Below are 15,689 nucleotides of genomic sequence, written 5' to 3' on the forward strand. Positions count from 1 at the left end.
GTTCACTCATGCCTATTTCGCCCCTTTCTTTTTCACAACTGAGAACAACAGATTAATAATCAGGATGAATACGAACAGAACCACACCGGTTGCGATCAATGCTTCTCTGTGCAAATCTGTTGCATATCCAAGTTCCAGTACAATATTCGATGTAAGTGTCCGCACACCGGCCAACAGGCTGTCCGGCATAACTGCATGGTTTCCGGCAATCATGATGACTGCCATTGTCTCACCGATCGCACGCCCGATTCCAAGAATAATGGCTGCAAGGATTCCGGATTTTGCTGCAGGGAGTACTGCCTTGAAGACACTTCTCTCATGCGTATCACCGAGTGCCAATGCTCCTTCGTAATAGCTTTCCGGAACCGCGCGGATTGCTGATTCCGATACACTGATGATGGTTGGCAGAATCATGATTCCAAGCAGGATGCAGGCGGTCAGAATGTTTTTACCGCTTCCGCCGAATGTATTCCGGATCATCGGCGTGATCACAACCAGACCGAAGAATCCATATACAATAGATGGAATACCTGCAAGCAGATCCACAGCCGGTTTCATAATCTTATGAAGCTTCGGTGGACAGAACTTTGCCATGAATACGGCACATAAAAGTCCGATTGGAACACCGATGATGATTGCACCTGCTGTCACATAGATACTGCCGATGATCATAGGGAAGATGCCGAATTTATTTGCACCCGGCATCCAGGTTTTACCAAATATAAAATTCACAAATCCAATCTGCCGGATGGCTGGTACGCCATTGGCAAACATGAACAGACATATCATGGCGACTGCCAGTATGGACATACAGGCAGCCACCAGGAATACGATATGCATTGTTCTTTCTTTTACTTTCGTCATAGTATGCCTCGTATTTTCTTTCTGATAAGTTTTTATCAAGCTATTACTTTACTTCTGACCACTTTGTGATAGAACCTGTGTAGATGCTCTTTACCTGATCACTTGTAAGACCATCGACATCGTTGTTCTTATTTACAACAACTGCGATACCATCAATTGCGATCACTGTTGGTGTAAGACCTGCACTAAGCTCGCTGTCCTTCAGCTCTCTGGATGCCATACCGATATCGCAGACACCTTCTGCCGCACTTGTCATACCTGTTGTAGAATCACTCTGCTGTACTTCAATCTGTACATCCGGATTGACTGCAACATATGCTTCCTTGAGCTTCTCCATAACCGGTGTTACGGAAGATGAACCTGCAATATTAATCTTACCCTTTACGCCTGCAGCCTTGAATGCACCTGCATTGCCCTGGCTGATATATCCTGCATCTTCAACAACCTTCTGTCCATCCTCGCTCAAGATGAAGTTGATGAAATCCTGTGTTACTTCGTTTGGTGTACCCTTTGTTGCGATGTTGAATGGACGGGATACCTTGTAGCTTCCGTTTGATACGTTCTCAGCAGAAGCCTCTGCGCCATCAATCTTAACAGCCTTTACAGAATCATCCAGAGAACCAAGTGATATGTAACCGATTGCTGCTGTATCATCTGCAACACTTGTCATCATAACAGATGTTGAGTTTGTGATATCTGCAGTTGTGATTGTCTTATCGATTTTGTTTCCGTCTGCATCCTTCTCTTCGATACCGAACAGCTCGATGAATGCACCTCTTGTACCGGAACCATCCTCACGGGAAATTACGGTGATATCATCACTTGCTGCTTTACCACATCCTGTCATTGCTCCCATAAGCATGGCTGATGCTAAAACTCCAATGATTGCTTTCTTTAACTTTCTCATTTTCTTTGTCTCCTTTTTCTCTTAAAGATTTTCTTTTTGATTTAACTTACAAATGAGAATATACAGAATGTAAGTAAAGTGCGTTATCGTAGTTTTGTAAAATGTGCGTAAAAAGAGCATATATAAAAATAGTTGTAGTTGTTTATGTGATGTATTGAAACAAGAAGTTCTAAATGTTCTGATTTACATAACTTCTATCGTACGCAATCGCCGCCAATTCGCCATCCGTGGCTCAGTGGCGGCTTGTTTGAACATCGTGTTCAAACATTGCTGATTTATTACAGAACATTAAGTACTTCTAAGTTTCAAACATATACATAAATAACTACAACTATTCTTTGTATATTATATGCTCTTTTTACTTCTCAATCTTTCGAGAAACAATAACTATTTTCTTGTTGTTCCTTATGCAATTAAATTAACAGTTCCTTGTAGTATTCTGCGTAGTCGCGGCGATTCTCTTTTGTGAAGGCGATTGCAGAACGAGGATGCTGGTTTAAAAGCCCGGTCATCAGGTACTGGAGATCGTACCCCCAGACGATGCCGTCATCCTTTAATTTCATCATGTGGTCTTCAATGAATTTGAATACCGGGTATACGTTGTATTTTGGATTCTTCAGGAATCCAAGTAATAGCTCCATTGCACAGTTTCCGGCTCCTCTTCCCATGGACAGGTAGGTTCCGTCTAACCAGTCTACACCATCACCGCACGCTTCAATCGTGTTAGCAAATGCAAGCTGCTGGTTGTTGTGTGCGTGGATACCGATCTTCTTATTGTATTTTGCTGCGAAATTCAGGTACAGATCTGCAATACGGGCAATCTGCTCCGGATACAGGGAACCAAAGCTGTCTACGATGTAGATAACATCCACTGGTGTCTTGCCAAGCATATCAAGTGCAACCTTGATGTCTTCCTCCTGTGAATTCGAGATAGCCATGATATTACAGCTTGTCTCGTATCCCTTCTTTGCCGCATCCTCTACCATGTCGATTGCTTCCGGCATCTGATGGATGTACGCTGCCACGCGAACCAGATCAACCGGAGAATTTACCTTCTCATCGAAATCGTTCTTATCATGACGTCCGATATCAGCCATGATTGCAAGCTTTAAGTCTGTATCGTTATCTCCAACGATCTCGCGGATATGGTCATCACTACAGAATTTCCATTTACCGAACTTCGATTCATCAAACACCTTTTTTGATGCACGATACCCCATCTCCATATAGTCAACACCTGCATCGATATTTGCCTGATATAAAGCTTTTACAAAGTCGTCTGTGAAATAGAAGTCATTCACCAGTCCACCATCACGTAAGGTCGCGTCTACCACCTTGATACTTTCCCGAAATCCAAGTAAATTTGATAATTCTTTCATGTCTTTGTTCCTCATCTTTCTTTCTCTGTTGCGTTACTGCTTTAATGCATTAAAGAGAATATGGATATATTAACAGAGATTTTCCGGATAGTCAACCCCAATATTTTTCTACTGCTTTTTCATATGACAATCCATCGTCTTTGCATAATCGTCCCAGATGCATAATGGATTTTTTCACAGTATCCGTCTCAAATTCCACTCCCGAAGAAAGAAAAAAGCGCCTGTGTATGGCGTAAACAGGCGCTTCATTTGACAGTAATGTTCATTCACTGTCAGTCGAGAGGAAGTCTCGAATCTATACTAAATACTGATGGCGCAGTATTGTATAGCGTATGTAATTGGATTGTATAACTATATACTCTTAGCATGATGTTTATCTATGCATGTGTCTCGTTGCTCTTGTAAGCCTGCGCATACACTCAAAATCGTCAAGGATCCGAGCTTTAATCACAGGATCATTCTCCTTCACAATAATACGGTCAAGCTGCTCCTGACAGGTCAAATTTGTTTTGTTCTCACGGACTTTGCTGTCTTTTCCAGCGTCCAATGAACCGACACGTACCATCAGGAACTCATCGAGATTACTCTGGAAGATTGACACGAACGACAGCCGCTCGCAGAGCGGATTGTTCTCATCCACTGCTTCTTCCAATACTCTTTTATTGAACTTTAACCAGGAAAGTTCCCGGTTATCATAGATTGTTTCTTGTAACATGTTATTTTCCTCCTATGCTTCCTCCAATTCCAGGAAACGGACATTGTCCATCACTTCTTCCACCATGCCGTTGCAACTGTCGCCGATGCGCTCTAAGCTGTGAAGCATATTGGAAAACGGATAAGTAAATTCCGGTTTGCAATTTTTCTTGCGCAGACGTTTTAGATGGTTCTTGTTGAATTTCTTCTCCATATTACGCAGTTCCTTGCGATAATCGAAGACCTTCCTTGCAGTCTTTGTATCCCCATTTTCCAGTGAGACAATCGATGTCCGATACATGATTTCTACGTTATCAATTACTTTTCCAAGTTCCTCAACTGCATCCTTTGAGAATTTATACTTTCCTTCGAGTTTGGCACGTATAACCGGTGAAGCATCCTCACACCGCTTGCTGACACGTGCAATATCATTTAGGACATACAACAGTCCCGCAGTCGTAGATGATTGCTCTTCAGTCAGAGAACCATTCGAGAACATTCCAGAGATATAGCTGACAGTATTCTCATCAATCTCTGTTACAAGCTTCGCATTTTTTTCTAGCTCGGCAAGCGCTTTGCTATCATTATTCATCACCGTTGCCTTCATATTTCCAATCATTTCTGATACAAGGCGTCCTGTACGGCGGATCTCCTGGGATACAAGATACATAGCTGCAATCGGCTGACTGATCACATTTTTGTCAAGAAAGCTTTTCTCTTTATAATCTTCGATAGACACTTCCTTGTCATCTCTGACAATAAACATAACAATCTTCACCATAACCGGAAGAAGCGGCAGCCAGATCAGAGTATTGATGATATTAAAGCTCATATGTGCATTTGCAATCTGACGTGATATCACATCCAGTTCATTTCCCTTTGGTGAGATCATCTCAACAAACTTTGCAAATGGCTTGATGATCCAGATAAAGATAAAGGAACCGGTAATATTAAACACGCTATGTGCAATCGCACAGCGTTTTGCATCCTTGGACTGACCGATACTTGCCAATATTGCGGTAATGGTTGTACCGATATTATCGCCGAGCAGAATCGGAATTGCGCCAACTAATCCGATCACACTCGCACCATCCGGACCTGCTTGTGATGCGAAGCTCTGCAATACCGCAATCGTTGCAGAGCTGCTCTGTACGACAAGCGTCATAACCAAACCGACACCAACGCCAAGTACCGGAATATGGCTGACTTTCTCCATCATATTGATAAATACCGGGCTTGTTGCAAGCGGCTTCATGACATCGCCCATCATCTCGATACCAACAAACAACAAACCGAAGGCGAAGATTGTCTGTCCGACAAACTTCACCTTTTCTTTCTTCGCAATAAACGCGATCAGGAAACCGATAAATACGATCGGCATAATATAATCACTGATCTTAAATGCCATCAGCTGTGCTGTCATCGTTGTTCCGATGTTCGCACCGAAGATAACAGAGATACCCTGCTTTAAGGACATCAATCCGGCGCTGACAAAACCGATTACCAATACAGTTGTCGCACTGGAACTCTGCAGAACTGCCGTTACAAGTGCGCCCGCCAACATTCCGCACACGGCATTTCGTGTAAGTACTCCCAACACCTTCTTCATTTTGTCTCCGGCTACCTTCTGGAGCGATTCACTCATCATATTCATTCCGAATATAAAAAGTGCCAAACCTCCCAGCAAACCGAACACAGTCGCCATACTTTCGTTCATTTTAATTCTTCCTTCCTCTTTTGGGCATTTTTAACCGATTTGAAAGCTGTTTTGCAAGCGTTTCCCGTAAGCAAAATTGCTCTCATAGCTTGAATAATATCGAAATATGGAGTTTGCTTCTATCAACAGAAGGTAAAGAATTGTTAAATCTATGTAAAGCGATATTTCTGCTAAAAGAAAAAGCGCCAAACTGGCGCTTAAATTTCTTTGATCTTATCCCGTAACCGCATCATATTCGTATCCATATCGGCAATCACATCGGAATATCGTTTCAACTCCTGCACGATTTCCCCGGTATCAACCAGATCTTTCTTATAGAGTAGCTGGTAATCGAGTACCGACCAGGAATCCATGGCAACCGTGCGAAGCTGTAGTTCCACCTTCATCCATTCTGTCTTTTTCGACAGATAAATCGGGACAGACAGAATCATATGTACCCCCTGATAACCGGAAGATTTCGGCGTTTTGATATAATCCTTGATTTTGAGGATCTTGATATCATGCTGGATCTTCAGACAATCCACCAACGCATAGATATCATCCCGGAATATACAGGTCACCCGGACGCCAACGATATCATTCAATTTCTTTTTCGCGTTATCTAAGTTGATCGTATACCCTTTGCGGCGCAACTTCAAAAAGATACTCTCTGCGCTTTTGATACGGTGTGTTAACCGCACAACAACCTCGCGCTGCAGATTCTCCTGCAATTCCAGATTGATCATTGTCAGCTTCGATTCTAATATCTGGATCGCCCACATACACCGAAGCTGATATTCCTTATCCGATAAGGAATTTGCAAAATCCGTAATAATCTTACGGTCATTTTTTGTAATATGTAATTGTAACTGTTTTTCCTGTTCCATAATATTTATATATGCCTCATTCATTCTTTTTATTCTATCAATGTTTGGTTAAAGATTGTTAAATCTATGCAAAATGCACTTGCATAAAGTGTTTTAAGCCCCTATACTATCTATATGTGAATATTCATCATACACCATGTATTTCCAATACTGTTCAAAAAGATGATTACCAAAAGAAAGGATTTTCTAATATGAAGGGCTATAAATATACTGTTAATAAACGGCGTGCAAACCGGCTTGCCTATCGTTTTCTTGGATTTATGTTTCTACTTGTCGCCACCTTGCAGGCATTTACAATGATCCATGGCTACGCCAAACACCTGGTGTTAACAGCGTTGTTTGTTACATTTGTTGGTGCCTACGGAATCTATCTCGTAGTGATGTCCTTTCGGAAGCAGGCATTTTCAGCAACCTATATCTTTGATGACACCGGCTTTACGATCGAACATAAATATGGAACTACCCATTACGACTTCGATCAGATCAAGCATGTGACGATGGTTATTCCGGACGAAAACATGATTTTTTATATTCTGAATGTTTTCACAGAGAAGGAACGCTATACAATTTCATTTATGATGCAGAAGGAATTATGTGAGAATATCTATGAATTTATGCATGCACGTTTACCAAAGAAAGACACGGAAGATTAGTTCCGTGCCTTTTCTTTTTACCACCTGACGGCGGTGCCCTGCTCATATTGAGCGATGGAGCTGAGGGGAATCGAACCCCTGTCCGAAAGCTCTTCCATTACAGCTTCTCCCATTACAGTTTGTATATTGGATTTCCCATACAAAAACGCCTACAAACAGGCTTTCCTATATGGTAGCTTCATGAATTTTCCGAAACCGCAAAGCTTAAGCCCCGGAGTGTCCCACTAAGTCGATGCCAGGATTCTAAGTTGTGGGGAACCTAGATCTGACAGCTGCCATAATTAGGCAGCGTACGCGTAATTTTCGTCTGCGTTTATATTTATTTTCCAAGTTTTAGCGTGGTCCTGGTCCACGAATGGCTACCGTAATTTCTAAACCCCCGTCGAAACCAGTACAACCCCTGGTTTGATTGACGAAAATCTATATATCCCACTTTAAAAGTGTATATACCAAGCTATTATTCTGCATCTGTTGCAGATGCATCTTCTGGAGTAGCATCGCTATTGCTTGCTGTTGGGAATACATATCCCGTATAATTAGCTGCCCAATACTGTTGTGCCCAATAATCGTAAACCGATGCATTGATTGTCTTATTTGCCTGGCGTGTCTCATAGTTTTTCTGATATGCATGTCTGCCCAGAGGGAAACCGACCAGAGCACCTAAAATAGCGGCACATACTAAAATCTCCACTACCTGTTTTGCTTTTTGTTTCTTCTGAATCTTCTTTCGATTCTTCTTCTCTTCCTTATAGCGATCTACTTTTGCCTGACTCATACGTTCTCCTACCTTAACTTCTCATATTTATCCCAGATTACGAATCTTGAAGTCTCGTTCAACTTCTCGTTTCATATCCTTTTTCGCGATATCATCCCGCTTATCGTACAGCTTCTTACCACGTGCCAATCCAATCTCGACTTTGACAAGACTATCCTTAAAATATACTTTTAACGGCACCAAGGTATATCCCTTCATTTTCTGCTGTCCGATCAATTTGTTGATCTCATAGCGATGTAGCAACAGCTTTCTTGTCCGAAGTGGATCTTTATTGAAGATATTTCCCTTCTCATACGGAGATATATTCATGCGATAGACATATACCTCATCGCCATCCAATCCGACAAACGCCTCTTTGATACTGCATTTTCCCATACGGAGAGATTTCACTTCCGTTCCAACTAAAGCAATGCCAGCCTCGTATGTGTCCTCTATGAAGTAATCATGATATGCTTTTTTGTTATTGGCTATCAGTTTCGTCCCTCGTTGCTTCGCCACTTTTTTCAACTCCTTCTATATTACCATCAATCAGTGAAAAATCAATGGTTTTCTTAATTTTATCACATTTTAACACTTTGATGCGCACTTTGTCACCCAATTGATATTTCTTTTTCGTTTTTTCTCCGACCATCGCATATTCCTGCTCGTTGAAATAATAGAAATCATCATACATATAGGCAACAGAGACTGCACCTTCTACTGTATTATCCAATTCCACAAAGATGTAGTTTGAGGTAACGCCAGAGATTACTCCATCGAATTCTTCCCCGATGTGCTCCGACATATACTCAATCTCTTTTAACTTGATGACATCCCGCTCTGCTTCTTCTGCCCGACGCTCTTTGACGGAATTATCATTTGCAACGGTCGGCAGAATGTGACGGTAATGTTCAATCCGCTTCTCGGAAAGTTCACCGTGCAGATTCTCCTTGATGATACGATGGATCTGTAGATCCGGGTACCGGCGGATTGGAGATGTAAAATGGCAGTAATACTTGCACGACAGGCCAAAATGTCCGGTGCACTCAGTCGAGTAACGTGCCTGCTTCATCGAACGGAGCATCATCTTGCTGATCAGTGCCTCATATGGCTTGCCCTCGATCTGGTCAAGGATTTTCTGCAATTCCTTCGGATGTGTCTCATCTCTGGATGCCTTGATAAAGAGTCCAAAATTATTGATGAATGCGGCTAAAATATCGATCTTCTCCTCATCCGGATGCTCATGGACACGATATTCAAACGGTAGCTCCTGCCAGAAATAGTCTTCTGCGATTGTCTCATTGGCAGCCAGCATGAAATCCTCGATGATCTTCGTTGCAGGATTCCGGTCATATGGCTTGATTTCCACTGGTTTGTGGTTTTCATCCACAATAATCTTTGTCTCAGCAACATCAAAATCAATCGAACCACGTTTTCGGCGGTTCTTCCGAAGAATTGTGGAAAGCTCCAGCATCAGATCAAACATTGGCACGAGAGGTTCATACCGTTTCAATACTTCCTCGTCACTCCGCTCTAAGATCTTCTCAACATTTGTATAAGTCATACGTTCATCGACATGCAGGATACCCTCACAGATCGTATGATCCAACAGCTTGCCTTTTTTGTCAAACTTCATCACACAGCTAAGTGTGAGACGGTCTGTACCAGCATTCAAAGAACAGATACCATTTGATAATTTGTGTGGCAGCATCGGGATGACACTATCCACAAGATAGCAGCTTGTTCCACGCTTCAATGCTTCCTTATCAAGTGGGGATTTCTCCTTTACATAATGCGATACATCCGCAATATGTACACCCAATGTATAGACACCATCTTCAAAAGATAACGTAATCGCATCATCCAAGTCTTTTGCGTCTTCACCATCAATTGTTACGGTTGGAAGTGCCCGGAAATCCGTACGTCCGACAAAATCCGCTTCGTCCACTTCATCTGGAATATCTTTCAGGGAATCCATGACCTTGTCCGGATATTCCACTGGTATATCATATGCCCGTACAACCGAAAGTATGTCCGTGCCTGGATCATTCACATGTCCTAAGATCTCAATAATCTCGCCTTCCGGAGATTTATGATCCGCACCATAGTTGGTAATCCTGCATACAACCTTGTGTCCAGTCATTGCCCCCATAGAATCCTTCTTTGCAACAAAGATATCATCAGCTACCTTCTGGTTATCTGGAATCACAAAGCCAAAGTTCTGCTGTTTGTCATATGTTCCAACAATTGTTGTAAGTCCACGCTTTAAAATCTGAGTAACCTTTGCCTCGGTGCTTTTTCCCTGTTTCGTATAAGAATCCGGTGCAATCATGACACGATCCCCGTGAAAGGCTCCCATCGAAAACTTGGCTGGAATAAAGAAATCGTCCTTATATCCTTCTACACGGACAAATCCATATCCCTTTTTGTTGCCGATATAATCACCGACTAAGAATTTATCATCCAGTTTCTTATATTTACCCTTCGGGGTAACAGTAATCTTTCCTTCTTCTACCAGTTCGTTTAATGCTTCTTCCACACGTTTTTTATCGGCATCCTTAACCTGAAGCAGGAAACGGATGTCTTTGAGACGCATCGGCTTGTACTGTTCATCACAAATAAAATCATATAACTTCTGTTTTACGCGTTCTCTTTTTTCTCCCATAACGTAACACCTCCCAAAAAAATAAGCTGCTTTTTATCAAAGCAGCTTGTAAAATCTAAATGAATTTTGATGACAGGACCAAAGCCAGTGCAAAATACAGAACACCAAGAACGACTGTAACCTTCTTCAATACAGACTCTTTGGATTTTCCTTTGTTCTTGCTCCAATAGCTATCTGCGCCACCGCCGCTGATTGCGCCGGACAAACCGCCTTTACCTTCCTGCATCATAACGATAACTGCCAAGATAACAGATATTACCAAAAATATTATAATTAACGCTGTCTTCACGAGAATTCCTCCTTATTATTTTAACTCATACTTGAACATATTACCATAAGAATTTCGTAAATACAATATATAATTTAAGAAAAATCTGCTAAATTTGGCATTTGTATGGCAATATTTTATTTTGCAGTAGGAAAATCTCCATAAATGGCTAATTTCCCAAGCTCTTCTTCTATCCGAAGAAGCTGGTTGTACTTTGACGTACGGTCAGAACGACACGGGGCACCCGTCTTGATCTGTCCAGCATTCACCGCAACTGCCAGATCCGCAATGAAAGAATCCTCTGTCTCGCCCGAGCGATGAGAAATCACCGTCTTATAACCGGATTTCTTAGCAAGCTCAATGGCATCCATTGCCTCTGTCAAAGTTCCAATCTGATTATACTTGATAAGAATCGCATTTGCAATACCGTCCTCGATTCCCTGCTTTAAGCGCCCAACATTTGTGACAAACAGATCATCGCCGACAAGCTGTACCTTCTCGCCAAGCCGGAATGTAAGCACCTTCCAGCCCTTCATATCATTTTCATCGAGTCCATCTTCAATGGAGTAAATCGGATATTTCCCTATCAAATCCTCGTAATACTGCACCATTTCCTCAGAATTACGATAGATCTCCCTGCCTGCCATCCGGCTTTCTCCAGGGAAATAATATAGCCCGCTTGTCTCATCATACAACTCACTTGCTGCTGCATCAATGGCGATCTTCACATCTTCATATGGTTTATAGCCTGCTTCCTTGATCGCAAGCACCAGATAGTCGAGTACTTGTGCTGAGGTTGCGAGGTTTGGTGCAAATCCACCTTCGTCTCCTACACCGTTTGAAAGTCCATTTTCATGCAGCACGCGCTTCAAGGTGTGGTAGATCTCTGCACTCATTTCCAGGCAATGCTTGAACGAATCTGCCCCAACCGGAGCAATCATGAATTCCTGCAGATCCACAGTATTATCTGCATGACAGCCACCATTTAATATGTTCATCATCGGAAGCGGCATTTTCTTCGCGTTGATTCCACCGATATAACGATATAATGGCATACGCAGGGAATTCGCTGCTGCACGGGCAACAGCCAGTGACACTCCTAAAATTGCATTGGCTCCAAATCGCGATTTGTTCTCGGTTCCATCTGCTTCCGTCAGGTATTTGTCGATCAACGCCTGATTGAACACATCAACGCCAACGAGCCGGTCACTGATCCGTGTATTGACATTCGTCACTGCCTTCTCCACGCCTTTTCCCATATATCTCCGCTCATCATCGCGCAGCTCATGTGCCTCGTATTCTCCGGTCGAAGCGCCGGAAGGCACCGATGCGATCGCCGCCGCACCATTTTCTGTTACGACCTCTACCTCTACCGTTGGATTTCCACGGGAATCCAGTATCTCTCTTGCATGTATATATTTTATCCGATCCATCAAAATCAGCCTCCAAAAATTATTACATCTAAGCTAATTATTTCCGAATCGGAGCTTTTTATACATAAGTTACATATAAAAAACGTCCTGCAATGGTTTTTTCACAGGACGTTTCGATTATTTCAATATTAAATTCAGATGTTATTCTGCAGTTGTCTCTGTTTCTGTCTCAATCGTATGTGCCTCCATGTTCTTCGGAAGTACAAGATTCAGAATGATTGCCACGATAAATACAACAGCGACGCAGTTTTCGGCAAATACCGTCTGGACAATACGAGGGAAGATTGCGAAAATCTCCGGCACCTGTGTAAATCCAAGACCGATACTTAAGGAAAGTGCTGTAATCGTAATGTTTCTCTGTGTATAGCCACATCTGCCAAGCATCTGGATACCGCTTACGACAATCGTACCGAACATCATGATCGTACAGCCGCCAAGTACCGCATCCGGCAATGTTGCAAGCACAGCGCCGAAGATCGGGAAGATTCCCGCTAAGATCATAATAACCGCACCGGTTGCAATCGTAAAACGGTTTACGACCTTCGTCATGGCAACCAAGCCGACATTCTGGCTAAATGAAGTGATCGGCAGACAGCCAAATACCGACGATAATGCGCTGACAAAACCGTCACAGGCAATCGAACCGGATGTCTCCTTCGTCGTCGCATCTCTGCCAAGTCCGGCGCTCTCACTCGCACTTAATCCGCAAGCTGCCGCTGCAATGATGATTGGAGCGATATTTGCAACAAACATCGCCAGAATATGCTGTAATCCAAACGGAATTGCCTTGGCAACCGGCACTCTTCCCTCTAATCTGTAAATATTTTCAATCGAAGCTTCTGTCTTACTCGTCTTATGCATTCTCTCTGAATTTAATTTCACCCGTTGTATAATCCATGCTATCCACAATTGCAAGGGATTCCAGATGGAATCCGAGATTGCGGATTACCTGTCCACCCGGCTGGAAGCCCTTCTCGATGGCAATTCCGATACCGGATACTTCAGCGCCTGCGGATTTCACGATTGAGATAAGTCCCTGCAGGGCACAGCCGTTCGCAAGGAAATCATCGATGATCAGGACTTTATCCTCAGGGTTTAAGAATTTCTTCGATACGATAACCTGATTCTTGCACTTGTGTGTGAAAGATTCTACCTCTGCCACATACACATCACCTTCGATGTTGATGCTCTTCGACTTCTTCGCGAAGATAACCGGTACATCAAAATGTCTTGCGACGATACAGGCAATGCCGATGCCGGATGCCTCAATTGTCAGAATCTTATTGATCTTCTCATCTGCAAATCGGCGCTTGAACTCCTCGCCAATCTGATCGAACAGGCGGACATCCATCTGGTGATTCAGAAAGCTGTCGACCTTCAGTACATTTCCTTCTTTTACTATGCCATCTTTTAAGATGCGTTCCTCTAGAAAATTCAATCTTCTTTCCTCCTGATATTAGAATAAGAAAAACCTTTTTCAGTGGATAGTTGTAAAATATACTTTTTTTATACGAGTTGTGGTTGCTTACTCAATTCTTTGCAGACGTGCTCTCGCTCACTTCCGCATGTAGCGGTACTAAATTCGATGCAGTCGGTAATAAATTACCGATGCATCTCATTAAGTGCCGACATGCTCCAATGGTCTGCTAAGAATTGGTAAGCAACCACAACTCTATATACAAAATCTATAATTTACAATAGTGGTCTACCGAAAAAGGTCTCATTATTGATGATTGGATTGATAAAATCATCCGTAAAAGCTGTAATTATTCCCTGAAATGCACCACCAATAATAACTGCGATGGCGAGTTCCATCACATTGCCCTTTTAAGCAAACTCTTTAAACTATTTTAAGAATTTCTTCGTTGGTATCATTCCTTTCCTATCTTACGATCAATGACTTCCCTGTCATCTCTTCCGGCTGTGGAAGTCCCATGATCTCAAGTAATGTTGGAGCGATATCAGCTAAGCATCCACCCTCACGAAGCTTTACGCTGTCGTCGTAATTTACAAGAATAAATGGAACCGGGTTGGTTGTATGTGCCGTATGAGGTGCCTTTGTCTTGTAATCAATCATCTGCTCTGCATTTCCGTGGTCTGCACAGATAAAGAGCACGCCATCTACTTCCTTGATTGCCTCTACAGCAGTTCCTACACACTGGTCAACTGTCTCAACAGCCTTTACAGCAGCAGGGATCACACCAGTATGTCCTACCATGTCCGGGTTTGCAAAATTGATGATAATCACATCATACTTACCGGAACGGATGGCTGCATTCAGCTTCTCAGATACTTCCGGTGCACTCATCTCTGGCTGCAGATCGTAAGTTGCAACAGCTGGAGACTTTACAAGTACTCTGTCCTCATCCTTGTTTGGCTCTTCAACACCACCGTTGAAGAAGAATGTAACATGTGCATATTTCTCTGTCTCAGCGGTACGAAGCTGCTTCAAACCATTTGCAGCAAGATACTCTCCAAGTGTATTCTTGATCTCCTGCTTCTTGAAAGCGATGATCTTGTTCGGTATAGACTCATCGTAATCCTTGAAGCATACATATGTTAGTGGCAGCTTTCCACCTTTCCGCTCAAATCCTGTAAACTCATCTGCACAGAATGCTCTTGTGATCTCACGTGCACGGTCTGGACGGAAGTTAAAGAAGATAACGGAATCGTTTGCCTTTACGGTTGCAACCGGCTTTCCATCTGCCTCGATAACAGTAGGAAGAACAAACTCATCTGTCTTATCATTTGCATAAGAATCTGCAACTGCCTGTACTGGATCTGCAGCCTTTACGCCCTCGCCATATACCATAGCTGCATAAGCTTTCTCTACACGATCCCAGTTGTTATCACGATCCATTGCATAGTAACGACCGGAAATACTTGCGACCTTACCGACTCCGATCTCCTGCATCTTATCAACGAGCGCTGCAACATAATCCTTACCAGATGCTGGAGGTGTATCTCTACCATCTAAGAATGGATGTACATATACGCGATCAAAGCCCTGCTTCTTGCAAAGCTCTAAGATACCATACAGATGTGTATTGTGGCTGTGTACACCGCCATCGGAAAGAAGTCCCCACAGATGAAGGTCGGAATTGTTCTTCTTGCAGTTCTCAATCGCCTCAAGCATTGCTTCGTTCTCGAAGAAATCGCCATCCTCGATTGCCTTTGTGATCGATGTCAGATCCTGATAAATAATTCTTCCGGCGCCAATATTCATATGACCAACCTCAGAGTTACCCATCTGTCCGTCTGGAAGTCCAACTGCAAGTCCGGAAGCATTTCCTCTTACATATGGACACTCTGCCATCAGCTTATCCATCACAGGTGTGTTTGCCATGTAAATTGCATTACCTTCTGTCTTGTCTGTAATGCCATAGCCATCAAGTACCATCAATACAACTGGTTTCTTACTCATTGTTTATCTCCTTTAATTTATAATAATTTATTCTTTGTAATTTCCTGTTTGATTATATACAGTTAT

The 15,689-nt window shown here is 42.7% G+C and carries 14 protein-coding genes, 1 other RNA gene and 2 pseudogenes; 1 reads left to right on the forward strand and 16 read right to left on the reverse strand.

Annotation, left to right across the window (positions count from 1 at the left end):
- Positions 1 to 12: 12 nt before the first annotated feature.
- The 6 genes and pseudogenes from pstC to H9Q76_RS07010 all read right to left on the reverse strand — a co-directional run bounded on the left by pstC (position 13) and on the right by H9Q76_RS07010 (position 6,426).
- Entirely contained in the window at positions 13 to 864 is an 852-nt protein-coding gene (gene pstC, locus H9Q76_RS06985; RefSeq protein WP_021985450.1) for a phosphate ABC transporter permease subunit PstC, read from the reverse strand.
- 43 nt (positions 865 to 907) lie between these two features.
- Positions 908 to 1,771 carry a substrate-binding domain-containing protein gene (locus tag H9Q76_RS06990; protein ID WP_249320865.1) on the reverse strand — a complete coding sequence of 288 codons (864 nt, stop codon included), beginning with the start codon at positions 1,769 to 1,771 and terminating at the stop codon, positions 908 to 910.
- A gap of 413 nt (positions 1,772 to 2,184) precedes the next feature.
- The gene (locus H9Q76_RS06995; RefSeq protein WP_118373301.1) at positions 2,185 to 3,150 is read right to left on the reverse strand and encodes an aldolase catalytic domain-containing protein; all 966 of its coding nucleotides are present in this window, start codon (positions 3,148 to 3,150) and stop codon (positions 2,185 to 2,187) included.
- 469 nt (positions 3,151 to 3,619) lie between these two features.
- Positions 3,620 to 3,865, reverse strand: a pseudogene (locus H9Q76_RS07000) (polyphosphate kinase 1); the annotation flags it as partial.
- 12 nt (positions 3,866 to 3,877) lie between these two features.
- Entirely contained in the window at positions 3,878 to 5,560 is a 1,683-nt protein-coding gene (locus tag H9Q76_RS07005) for a Na/Pi cotransporter family protein (RefSeq protein WP_249320866.1), read from the reverse strand.
- 197 nt (positions 5,561 to 5,757) lie between these two features.
- Positions 5,758 to 6,426, reverse strand: a complete 669-nt coding sequence (locus H9Q76_RS07010; protein ID WP_021985444.1) for a GTP pyrophosphokinase — start codon at positions 6,424 to 6,426, stop codon at positions 5,758 to 5,760.
- 191 nt (positions 6,427 to 6,617) lie between these two features.
- On the opposite strand from H9Q76_RS07010, the gene H9Q76_RS07015 reads away from it, so the two are divergent.
- Positions 6,618 to 7,079, forward strand: coding sequence for a hypothetical protein (locus H9Q76_RS07015; protein ID WP_021985443.1), 462 nt, complete (start codon positions 6,618 to 6,620; stop codon positions 7,077 to 7,079).
- 52 nt (positions 7,080 to 7,131) lie between these two features.
- Here the strand turns inward: H9Q76_RS07015 and ssrA are convergent.
- The 10 genes and pseudogenes from ssrA to gpmI all read right to left on the reverse strand — a co-directional run bounded on the left by ssrA (position 7,132) and on the right by gpmI (position 15,623).
- Positions 7,132 to 7,480, reverse strand: a transfer-messenger RNA (tmRNA) gene (gene ssrA, locus H9Q76_RS07020).
- Positions 7,481 to 7,536: 56 nt separating this feature from the next.
- Positions 7,537 to 7,854 carry a hypothetical protein gene (locus H9Q76_RS07025; protein WP_021985442.1) on the reverse strand — a complete coding sequence of 106 codons (318 nt, stop codon included), beginning with the start codon at positions 7,852 to 7,854 and terminating at the stop codon, positions 7,537 to 7,539.
- A 27-nt stretch (positions 7,855 to 7,881) separates the two neighbouring features.
- Positions 7,882 to 8,352 carry an SsrA-binding protein SmpB gene (smpB, locus tag H9Q76_RS07030; RefSeq protein WP_021985441.1) on the reverse strand — a complete coding sequence of 157 codons (471 nt, stop codon included), beginning with the start codon at positions 8,350 to 8,352 and terminating at the stop codon, positions 7,882 to 7,884.
- Positions 8,315 to 10,498 (reverse strand): ribonuclease R, encoded by a 2,184-nt coding sequence (rnr, locus tag H9Q76_RS07035; RefSeq protein ID WP_249320867.1) that lies wholly within the window; start codon positions 10,496 to 10,498, stop codon positions 8,315 to 8,317. Before rnr ends, smpB begins: the two co-directional genes overlap by 38 nt.
- A gap of 55 nt (positions 10,499 to 10,553) precedes the next feature.
- Positions 10,554 to 10,787 carry a preprotein translocase subunit SecG gene (gene secG, locus H9Q76_RS07040; RefSeq protein ID WP_249320868.1) on the reverse strand — a complete coding sequence of 78 codons (234 nt, stop codon included), beginning with the start codon at positions 10,785 to 10,787 and terminating at the stop codon, positions 10,554 to 10,556.
- A 116-nt stretch (positions 10,788 to 10,903) separates the two neighbouring features.
- Positions 10,904 to 12,199, reverse strand: a complete 1,296-nt coding sequence (eno, locus tag H9Q76_RS07045; protein WP_021985438.1) for a phosphopyruvate hydratase — start codon at positions 12,197 to 12,199, stop codon at positions 10,904 to 10,906.
- Between the two features lie 141 nt (positions 12,200 to 12,340).
- Positions 12,341 to 12,964 (reverse strand): annotated as a pseudogene (locus H9Q76_RS07050) (solute carrier family 23 protein); the annotation flags it as partial.
- 88 nt (positions 12,965 to 13,052) lie between these two features.
- Complete coding sequence (locus tag H9Q76_RS07055) at positions 13,053 to 13,637, reverse strand: xanthine phosphoribosyltransferase (protein WP_021985436.1); 585 nt, start codon at positions 13,635 to 13,637, stop codon at positions 13,053 to 13,055.
- A gap of 254 nt (positions 13,638 to 13,891) precedes the next feature.
- Entirely contained in the window at positions 13,892 to 14,014 is a 123-nt protein-coding gene (locus tag H9Q76_RS13880; RefSeq protein ID WP_334298696.1) for an MscL family protein, read from the reverse strand.
- A gap of 67 nt (positions 14,015 to 14,081) precedes the next feature.
- The gene (gene gpmI, locus H9Q76_RS07065) at positions 14,082 to 15,623 is read right to left on the reverse strand and encodes a 2,3-bisphosphoglycerate-independent phosphoglycerate mutase (protein ID WP_021985435.1); all 1,542 of its coding nucleotides are present in this window, start codon (positions 15,621 to 15,623) and stop codon (positions 14,082 to 14,084) included.
- Positions 15,624 to 15,689 lie beyond the last annotated feature (66 nt).

Source organism: Wujia chipingensis (genome assembly GCF_014337155.1).
In the GTDB taxonomy this organism is placed as follows: Bacteria; Bacillota; Clostridia; order Lachnospirales; family Lachnospiraceae; genus Coprococcus_C; species Coprococcus_C hominis.